We start from the raw sequence: 10,748 nt of genomic DNA, 5'->3' as shown, positions 1-10,748 counted from the left end.
TTTTCGCCGGAGTCAAAGGTAACCGTGACGCCGCCGATTTCCTTGGCGGCCGCTTCGGCGCCGTCGCGGACGCCCAGCCAGTGCTGGTCGATGTTGTCCATCGTGATGAGGGAGATCTTGTATTCTGTGTTTGAGCCGCTGTTGTCGCCGGTGTTCACCGAGGGGTCACTGCTGGAACAGGCGCCCAGCAGGGCTGTGAGCATGATCGCCGCCATAAGGATTGGGATGAGTCTCCTTTTCATATTTTCTCCTCCTAAAGTTGTGTTATCACACAATTGACGCCCGCCACGCGCGCAAAACGGCATCGGATTCTCAGTCACGCGGGTGGGAAATCGGCCAATTGTTGTGTTCCTGAAAAACCGGAGAACGGCTGGGGCGCTGCATCACTTCTTTCTGCGCTTATCAACAAAGACAGCGGCCAAGATGACGGCGCCGATGACAATCTTTTGATAGTTGGTGTTGATGCTGGCCAGATTGAGCCCGTTGCGCAGAACGCCGATAATCAGCGCTCCCAAAAAAGTCCCGAAAATCGTACCCTCGCCGCCCATGGTACTGGCACCGCCGATGACGGACGCGGCGACGGCGTCCAGTTCGTAACCGTCGCCCGCCGTAGGCGCGGCGGAGTCGAGTTTGGCAGCAATGAGCAGCCCGGCGCAGACGGAGAGGAAACCGCTGACGATATAGGCTTTCAGGATGGTGGTGTTCGTGTTGACGCCGGAAAGACGTGTCGCCTCGTAATTGCTTCCGTATGCGTAAAGGTACCGCCCCGACCGCGTTTTGGCCAGAATAAAACCGAAGATGAGCACGAGGACAATCATTGGGTAAATGGAATTGGGGATGGAGAGGAAAGAACGCTGTTGGCCAATTGTCTGAAACAGTGCGTTGCCGCTGGCGACAGGCATGCCGTTTGTAATGATCTGCGCGGCGCCGCGGACAGCCGACATGGTACCCATGGTGGCGATGAACGGCGGCAGCTTCCCGTATGTAATCAGCGCGCCGTTGATGGCGCCGACCGATACGCCGATGAGCATGCCGATGGGAATGGCCACAAAAAACGACAGGCCGCCGCTCATCAGGAGGCAGGAGACCATGGCGGCGAAAGCAATATTGGAACCGATTGTGAGATCAATACCGCCCGTGATAAGGACATATGTCTGGCCCATGGCGATGATGATGATGGGCGTCGTCTGGAAGACGATATTCAGAATGTTCTGGCTGGCGATAAAACGGTTGTTGATGATCGTGAAGACAACAATGAGGATGACCAAGGCGCTCAACGTGGTCAAGTATTGTTTGGCGGTGGGCGACAGCTTCCTCTTCGTCCGCTCCATCTCCATTTCAATCGGCGTCATCGCCCCGCGGTTATCCTGTGACGCAGGGTCCTTTTTCGTAGGCAGCAGCTTCATAAAGTGTCTCCTCTCTTTGATATTACGCGATGTCCCCCTTGAATTGCGTGGCATAATGCAAAATTTCCTCTTGGGTTGTTTCCGATGTTTTCAGGTCGGCGGTGATCCGGCCGTCGCACATCACAAGAATCCTGTCGGAAACACCCAGGACCTCCGGCAATTCCGAAGACACATACATGACGCCGATGCCCTGCTTTTTCAAATCGTTCATTAAATGATAGATTTCGATTTTGGCGCCAACGTCGATGCCTCTGGTCGGTTCGTCGAACAGAACCACATTGGCCTGACGGAGCAGCCATTTGGCCAGCACCACTTTTTGCTGGTTGCCCCCGCTCAAGTTTCTCACGAACTGCGTGAGGGATGGCGTCTTGATGCGAAGGGTTTCCACAATATGCGATGATAAATCCATCTCTTGCCGGTGGTCCAGCACGCCCCACTTTGAGGAAATGTCCAAATTGGGCAGCGTGATGTTCTTAAACAGTTCCAGATTGATACAAAGCCCGTCGCGGCGGCGATCCTCGGGGATGGAGAAAATGCCGTTCGCAATGGCGTCTCTTGGCATGTTGACGGCAATTTCTTTGCCCGCGACGCGAATCACGCCGGATGTCTTCTTGTCCGCCCCAAAGATAGCCCGCACCAGTTCCGTGCGCTTGGCGCCCATGAGACCGGCCATGGCGACTATCTCCCCGCGCCGGAGTTGAAACGAGACGTGTTTTACGCCTGTCAGGGTACAAATGCCTTCCGCCTCAAACACCACGTCGCCAAGCGGCGCATCCGTTCTTGGATACTTATCCTTGATGTCGCGCCCCACCATCTTGGCGATAATGTCCTCCAGATTGCCTTGGATCTCTTCGGGGGATGAAAAACGCATGGCGTCTACAAACTGTCCGTCCCTCAAAATCGTGACCCTGTCGGCAATGTTTGAAAGTTCTTCCAGGCGGTGTGATATGTAAATGATCCCTTTTCCCTGTGATTTCAGCAACCCGATGATATGGAAGAGATCCTTTATCTCTTTTTCCGTCAGGGCGGAAGTGGGTTCGTCCATGATAATGATGTCCGCGTTGACAGAGATGGCTTTCGCAATCTCCACCATCTGCTGTTTAGAAACCGCGATGGAACCGACAACAGTATTGGGATCCAAATCGATGTTGAGGTCGCCGAGTATCTTGCGGCTCTCCTCGTACTGCCGTTTTTTGTCCAATACCCCGCGGTTTCTGAATTCCCGCCCCAGAAAGATGTTTTCCGCAACGGTAAGGTGCTTGCAGAGATTGAGTTCCTGGTGGATGATGACGATACCCAACGCCTCCGCCGCTTTGGGGCTCACAATCTCCACTTCCTGCCCCCTCACACGGATGACGCCGGCGTCCCGCTGATACACACCCGAGAGAATTTTCATGAGCGTGGATTTCCCGGCTCCGTTTTCCCCCAGCAGGGCGTGCACCTCGCCGGCATACAGATCGAGACTGATGTCTTCCAAAGCCTTGACACCCGGAAAGGATTTGGTTATCCCTGTGAGTTCCACCAACTGTTCCGCCAAAATATCACCGCCTTTATACGAACACTGAATTTATGGTTCAGGTGTCAAAAGCCTCGCCCGCCGCTGGCCGGCGATTTTTCCGCCACATGGCCACCCCACACGGCAAGCCGCGCGGGGACCCCGGTTACAAAAAGCCTCGCGAATGCGCCCAATATCCACTGCGTTTTTTGCTCCATCTGACGAAAAATCGACTTGACCGTCGCCAGACGCACTTCTGACACCTGAACCATTTATATATCGCCGAACGGATAGGAAGGCAAAATATCTCTTCTGTGCCGAAACGGGCAGCACATCCGCAGGTTTCTGTAAATTTTGACAATGCTCCACAACTCGGTCACATCACCTGCCTTCTTTTTTGCCTTGTTCCTCGGCCGCACACGGCGGTCGGGCACACCGCCCAAAGGACTCGTCCGCCGCCCACAGCGCCCATGACAAGCATGAACCTGTCCGGGGCGAGACCGTCTGCACAAACAGTCCCACCGGCGACCGCTTTCTCTGCACACAAAACGGCCGCCCACTTCCGGACATATCCCGCCGACTCACACGAACTCCTTGGGCCGCAGCCACTTCGGCGGTTCCTGCATGGCCTGCTATGCTATACCTTTTTGAAATTGCCGTTTCTGGCGAATTGTCCCGTCCGATTCGGTCGAAATGCATAAAAAATATTGTACATACCACTTGACTTTGCAAACTATTTATGATAAAAAAGAGTTGTTCCGTGTCTATGGCGCGCTCTCAAAAAGGTATACTTTATTAAAAACAAGTAAAAGTGCCGTTTTTTCTTACAAAACGGCACTTTTACTTGCTGTTTCACATTTCTTTTTCCCACTTTATGGATTTATGGAAGGAGATGCCACAAGCCAGTTTCGAGTCGATTTTCCTCTTTTTAACATTTTCTACCATTTTGTGAAAGGCAAATGGCAATTCAGCCGGTTCGCAGACGGGGGGCATACGTCTCCTTCCAGGCCAACGGCATCGGCGCCGGCGGTGTTGTCAACAGTTTTCGCGCGTCAAGGCGCGTTGTCAACTTTGGATACGTCGATGTAATCGTAGTTGTACCTGCTGTAAGTGTCGGTGAAAGTCAAGAGCCAGACTCCGGCCGGCAAGTCAAGCCGGACGCTCTCTTCGCGGTACGCCGTCCAACTGCTGGTTCTTTCGACGACCTCGGACACCGCGCTTTGGCCGGCGCAGTCCAATCGGTACTGCATCGAATTGTTCTGGCTCGCCAGCGCGACGGCGAAGTTGTATGCCCCCGCTTCGGCGATTTCAATACGGTATGTGACCGTATCGCCCGCCAGTATGGCGCTGGCATACCATGTGTTGGATTCGAATCCGGGGGCATGGTCGTTGATGACCCTCAGCGCGCTATTCTTTGACATGAAGTTCTCCGCCTCTATGCGCGCGGGGCTTCCATCCGTTGGGATGACGGTCGGGACGAACTTTTGGATATCGACGCGGTCTATATTGATGGACATGGCCGACGACGAGTCCCTGCCGACATTTGTGATCGTAAGCGGCTGCGCCAACCCGGATTCCAGCCAGACGCAGAATCTCAGAGACTGGTAATTCCCGTTCCAATCGCTGTTATTATAGGGCCTGGAAAAATTTCTGAGATCGTAGTCAACGCCGCCGGCGGTCACCCGGATGCCGCCCGTATCGCCCGCATTGGCGGCGCTTGTAAAGCGAACATAGACGTTGTAGTATCCCGTTTCGGGAACGTCGACGATGTAAGTGAGAGCGTCAGCTTGGTCTACGCCCTCGACTTGGCGTCCGCCGCTTGTCGCCGTGTTCCCCGCCGGCGCGTCCGCGACCGACACGGAGCCGGTTGAATACGCGAAGTTTTCGGCTTCGATTTGCAACGTCGAACCGTCCTCGGGAAGGTCGGGGTTCGCGTCGCCCGGAACCGGCGTCTTCAGTTTCAACGCGTCCGCAAGCGGTACAAAGGTTTCGGCGTTTAAAAAGTAAACTTTTACCAGGTCTCGTGCCTCAAAGCCGAGCGGGCGATGGAGCGTCAAATCTAACGTTTGGCTGGCGCCGTTCAGGCTGAAAGGGACGGACGAAACGGCTGTCATCCGCCCGTTTTCGGCGTAACGGGCAAAGACCGCCATGGCCGCCGCACCCACGTCCGCTTTGTCCACGGCGCTGACCGTTACGCTTTTGACTTCGTAGCCGCGGATGTCGGTATTGAGCAAGACAATGTCCGGAGCGGGCTGTGGGTCTATGCCGCCCACCACAAGATTCGAGACGGCGGACGGTTCTGAGGCCGCGGATAAGCTGCTCAGCGCGCAAACCTTGAAATAGAGCGCCTGCCTCGAGCCCGGCAAATAAACCAGGCTCAGGTCCGGCGTCCTGCCGCAGAACACGGCGCTTTCCAGATCGAAATCGGGCGTCATGCCGGCGTACACGCTGTACGCGGCCACGTCTTCCGACGAAGACGCCGTCCAGCTGATTGTGATCGCCTGCGACGGGTTGGCGCTTCCGCTGACCGACGCCGATACGTTGGACGGCGGCGCGGGGATGGGGGAATCGCCTTCTACAACGCGGACGTACGCGACAGCGGCGAGGTCCCCGCCGTTTGCGACGCCGGGGGACTCGCCCAGTGCTCCGGTAAACGCGTAAACGCCGGCAGCGTTGGGGTTGTATGTTCCCTCTGGGCGCCACGAAACCGGAACCGACGCGGTGAGATCATAGTCCGCGATGACTTGCACGGTTTCGGGCAGGTTCAGCCGATTCGCCGGCGTCCCCAGCGCCGCTCTGAGATAAACAGCTCTTACGTACGTGACAGGGCGGGCAAATTCTATCGGAGACGCTCCGTAGTCGCCGTAAGAGATTTCCGGCCTCGCGTCGCCGTTTAACAATATGTTGGTGACGTTGCTGAACGTCACATTGTCGGCATACCGTATACAGTAGGCCCAGGCGTTCGGTTTGCCGTCGACGTTGTAGTGTTCGGGATACCCGTTCAGCGTCCCGGACGGCCAGCCGGGTACGGCGGCGGCACCGCCCGGCATTTCCATCGTCACGTTGCGAAACGCGATGTTTTGGATGCGGTGCGTGTCGTTGTCCAGGCCAATCAAAACATTTTCATGTGTGTCGGCCTCGAAGCTGTAGGGAGCTTCTTTGGCGTTGAAGAAATTCACATCCGTAAACGCTACGTTGCGAATCCATCCGATTCTCATACCGGGCCTTGAGGTCGGCTGGCGCCCGCGGTTTCCGACTGTCATGTAGACCGGCGCGTCGACGTCGCTCATGTCTACGCGCGCAAACGTCACACCGTCAACCTCCGCGCCGTCGGTGGCCTCGATTGCGATGCCCGCTTTGACGACGTTTTTCATCGTGACGTCGGAAATTGTTATGTTTTTCCACTCGTAGTATGTGTCGGTACCGAACTTTATCCCATTGGACAGCGCCATGATCCGAACGCCGCATACGTCCACATTGCGATTGCCGTGAAAACTGGACGTTTTGAAGCACAACCCGTCGTCGCCCGCCAAGATGTTGCAGTTCTCGATGGTCAGGTTTACCACGTCAACGGGGTCGATTCCGTCGCGGTTTGGCGTGTTGTTTATGCTGTTGACGTTGACGTTGCGAATGGCGACGTTTTCAGACTCCATCGGCACAAGCGTCCAGAACGCGCTGCGTATGAGGCTGACATTTTGTATCGTCACATCGTGAGACAATACGGACAGTATGACGCACGGGCGTGCCAGCTGGAGCCGTTGGTTTTGCGGCGGGTCATTGACCTTGTACCCATACAAACCGTTGCCGTCAATCACGCCGCCGCCCTCAATGCGGACGTTCGAGGCGTTTTCGGTAAACACCAGTCCGCGCCCGATCTGCGCGTGGTTGACAAGGCCCTCACACGTTTCGATCAGCGGGTAGTTGTTTTTGTCCTGCACGCCCAGTATCGACGCGGTTTGGCTGACATAAAGCGTCGTGTCGCTGCGCACCGAGAGCGTGCTGGTAAGGAACGCGCCGCCATCCACAAGAACCGTCCGGCCGGTGAAAGCCGCGTCGTCGAGAGCGGCTTGGATCGCTTCCGTGTCGTCGGTCATTCCGTCCCCTTTGGCGTTATAGGGGGCGTCTTTGACGTTCAGTACGCGTTCTTTGTCGATCAGCCCGCCGCCAAGATCGAAACCTTTATACGCGCTGAGGCTGTTGACATAGCAGACGTTATCGTCAATGAGGGTATACGCAACGCGGCTGACGGAATCAACGTCCTGCACAAACGAGAGCCCTTTCATTCTAGACGCGCCGTCCACATAGAGGTCGTAGCGGTTGGTGTAGGTGTTGAGGGTGATTTTGATCAGGTACCAGTTGTCTGCGGGGTAGTAAGCCCAGGGAGATTCGCCGTCTATGATCTTGATCCAATTGTCGCCGTTTACGGCGTAGAGATTGTTCCGATAGAACGCGACGGCGGCGGCCACACGGTTCTGATCGTCGGTGATTACGGGCGCCGCGGCAAACCCGGCGTTCGAGAGCTTCACTTTGGTTTCGAAGCTGACCACACCGGATGTCTCCGGGATTCGCCTTGTCGCCTTGGCGGCCGAGCCGTCGGCGGTGAGCGCGAGACTCTTATCCGACGCGAACGGGACGTCGGCGACTCCGGCGGCCCGCGGGTTTGTAAAGAGCCATCCGTCGGGGACAAAATCCGCAGCGCCGAAGCTTTCCTCAAACAGATACTCCTCCGTGTCGTCGTAGGCCTTCACGTTGTCTATCGAAAGGCTTCCCTCGCCTTCTGCGGAAAACGCCAGTTTCCGCACGCCGCCGGGGGCCGCCGCCGCGAGCGATTCGGCCTTGCGCAGCTGATTGACCCACAGGTCGTACACGCCGGCGTTGAGATCCGCCGCGATCTTGACCGTATACCACGTATCGGCGCGGTACGGCAGGATTTTGGTTTGCGAGCCGCCGTCATTTGCGTAGAGAGAACCGTCGGCGCTAAACGTCAGCATCACGGCCACGGCGTCGGAAGCCCCTGTCAGCCTCACGGCGGCGGCGTTGTCCTCTCGGGACGGCTTTACTTTGAATTCGAAAATCGCGCGGCCGTCTATCGGCTGCCCGAAGTCCTTTTCGAGAGACGCGCCGCTCTCCGACGAAAGCGCGATATACTTGTCGACGCCGGTCGTTTCATCGCCGAACACCCGAAATTCTCCGACACAGGCTGTGCCGCCGGAGAACGAAAGGCGCACATGGTCCACGTCCGCGGGCTCGGCCAGCGCGATCTTGACCGTATTGCCCGAAGACGGGTTAAACGCGTACGCTTGCGGCGGTGTGAGCGTTTTGTAGTCGGAGCCGTTTGCCGCGCCTTCAATGCCGAATGTCTGGCCGCGCGCGGACATCGCGGCTGGCAGCCGCACCTCCACGACGTTCACACGCTTGACCCTGCCCAGGCTGACGCTGATCCAGGACGAAGGCGCGTCCGACTGCCAATACGAGGCGTCGAGACCGTCGGTGGCGTTCATGAACTGCGCGGAGCTTGCATCGCTTGTGGTATAGATGCGCCGGAACGCCAGGTCCGCGGGTTCGGCCGCGTTGTTTGAGACGATGGACGCGGAGCCGCTTTTGAGCGAATAGCTGAGAGGCAGCGCGCCGTCTTGGTTAAAAACGTCGTTTGCGTAATATCTGTAGCCCAGATCGGAGTCCCATCGGTCCTCGCCCAAGGGCGCGAGCGGGTTTTCTGTCCTCTGTTCGCCCCCCGCGGAGGGCTTGGCGATGATGATGCAATTGTCGGGCACGTTTGTCGGCAAACTGGGTATGGTGATAAATTCGCCCGCGCGGTACTCTTTGCTGTATAGCCTGTAGGATCTTCCGCCGGTCGCGGACAGCGTCAGGCCCGTGTTCTCCCACGTCGAAAGCCACTGCGGCAAGGCGCTTGCCCTCGTGTCGAGCGTGACGGCCACTTCGATATTGCGCTCGGCGTAGAAGCTTATGCCGGAACGGGCGCCGTTGTATGTTTGGATATAATCGGCGCCCCGATACCTTTGCGGCGCCTCGGTTACGAGGGCCGCGTCATCGGTAAACAGCGGCGAACCGGGGCCAAGGTCCGTCCGCTGCGTATACCACCCCGCCGTGTCGAACGGCGGCGCGAAACGGCTGATCGAGGGTTTGTCGGGGGGCGCGCTGAGCGTCGCCGTCTTTACGATCGGTATGTACAACAGTCGGGCGTCGCCTTGCGCCGGAAGACGCAGCACCGCTCCGGCTTCGACCGGCTTTCTGTAGAGATGATACGACTCGCCGCCGACAGAGATCTGCTCTTGCGCGCTTTCGTAATCGGCGAGCCACGCGGGCGCGCCGATTGCGGCTATATAGAGCCAGCCGTCCCTGTTCACGGTAAAGGAACACAGCGTGCCGGCGCCGTTCCACGCGTTCGACGCCAACGCGGGGCTTACCCACGCGGCGCCTTTCAGATCGTCGGGGACGGCCGTGAACGCGGCGGATGCGTCGCCGTAAGCTATGTCGCCAAATTGGAGATTCTCTTTGACGGTCCAAAGCGCGCCGTTGACGGCGTCGCCGACGGATAGGCCGCCGATGACGGGCGGACGCCGGTCGTCGCTCTCCGCCTCAAGATAGGACAGTCTGGCCTCGGCTTCCGCCAGCTTCCAGTAGGTGAAAATCAGATTTCTTTGGGCCTCGTCCAAGGCGTCGTAAGCCGCGCGGGCCGCCGCGACGGCCGGCTTGTCGCCGAGCCGCAGACAGTCCGCCGCGGGCAGCGCGTCTATGGCGTTTATGACCGCCAAGACGCCGGGGTCCATCTCCTGCGGCGCGGAAAACGACACGGCGTCGATGTTGTATTCTCCGGGGAAAGCGCCGCCGCTGACGACGGAGAGCGTGTGCGCGCCGGCCGTGAGGAGGACGCCGCCGGAGGGATCTTCGACCCACGAGGGCACGCCCGGATCGAACGACGCGGTGCCGCTGGCGGCGATATCCGACGGGCTGATGATCTTCTGCGGAGACATATTGAACTCGGTCGCTTTCAAGCCGTCGACGTACAGCTCGGCGGTGCGGCTTGTCGGGTACAATTCGAAGTTTGAAACTTGATAGCCGTCTGCCCCGGTGTCGCTGCGGCCGGTGAAAACCGCCCGCGCGTAGCGGAGAGAAACGGGTTCGGAAAACTCGATGTCCACAAAATTACCAAGACCCGGCGCCGAGGTGTTTCGTTCGAACTGATAGACCTTTGACGGGGCCAGTTCTATGAGATTGTCTTCGTCAACACCGCCCCAAAGCGAAAACGTCTGTGTTCGCGAGCCCCAGGTGGCGGGGATGCGAATGCGCGCCATCGCGATCCGCGCGGGCTCGACCAAATCCACTTGCACCCAACGGGGCTCTCCGACGTACGACGGGACACCCGACGCCCAGTATCTCGCGTTTGTCCAGCTCCCGTCGGTAATGCTCTGGTCGCCTCTCGAACCGACGTGGCTGTACGCGTGGGGTTTTCCGCGCGCCGCGTCTTTTAGGTAAAGCGCGCTGCGGACGGTAAATCCGTAGACGCCGGAGCTGGGCGCGGTTACGTTGATCGAAACGGAGTCTCCTTTGCTCGCAAAGCCCGTTACGTAACCCGAACCTGAGAAACCCGTTATCGGGGAGGCTGCGGCCGCCGTCCCATTTCCCAGATCGCCTTCTTCCAATTCGCAGACGACGTCATGCCCGCCCAGCGCCCAGACCGGCGCCGCGAAAACGGCGGGGATATGGAAGGTCAGTAGTTGAAACGCGATGATGAGAACGATCGGCCAGACTGCGACGCTTTTTGCGCGGCTCACTTTGGTGTCCCCCTTTTACATGTGGATATATTTTACAAAACCGACGAAATT

4 protein-coding genes are annotated in these 10,748 nt (G+C 58.0%); all 4 read right to left on the bottom strand.

The genetic code is table 11. The features are described 5' to 3' along the window. A partial coding sequence (locus tag LBK75_05080; protein ID MDR1157666.1) for a hypothetical protein occupies positions 1 to 242 on the bottom strand: 242 nt, incomplete at its 3' end. A gap of 141 nt (positions 243 to 383) precedes the next feature. Further along, positions 384 to 1,406: an ABC transporter permease gene (locus tag LBK75_05075; GenBank protein ID MDR1157665.1), complete on the bottom strand. Its 1,023-nt coding sequence runs from the start codon at positions 1,404 to 1,406 to the stop codon at positions 384 to 386. Between the two features lie 22 nt (positions 1,407 to 1,428). Beyond that, the gene (locus tag LBK75_05070; GenBank protein MDR1157664.1) at positions 1,429 to 2,943 is read right to left on the bottom strand and encodes a sugar ABC transporter ATP-binding protein; all 1,515 of its coding nucleotides are present in this window, start codon (positions 2,941 to 2,943) and stop codon (positions 1,429 to 1,431) included. Between the two features lie 1,010 nt (positions 2,944 to 3,953). Beyond that, entirely contained in the window at positions 3,954 to 10,697 is a 6,744-nt protein-coding gene (locus tag LBK75_05065) for a discoidin domain-containing protein (GenBank protein MDR1157663.1), read from the bottom strand. Positions 10,698 to 10,748 lie beyond the last annotated feature (51 nt).

Source organism: Oscillospiraceae bacterium, from assembly GCA_031265355.1.
GTDB lineage: Bacteria > Bacillota > Clostridia > Oscillospirales > UBA929 > JAIRTA01.
This window is presented reverse-complemented; position numbering and strand designations above follow the sequence as displayed.

What these genes read in the sequence shown, in the direction of transcription:
- LBK75_05075 (MDR1157665.1), bottom strand. Translation starts at nt 1,406, where the DNA reads ATGAAGCTGCTGCCTACGAAAAAGGACCCTGCGTCACAGGATAACCGC.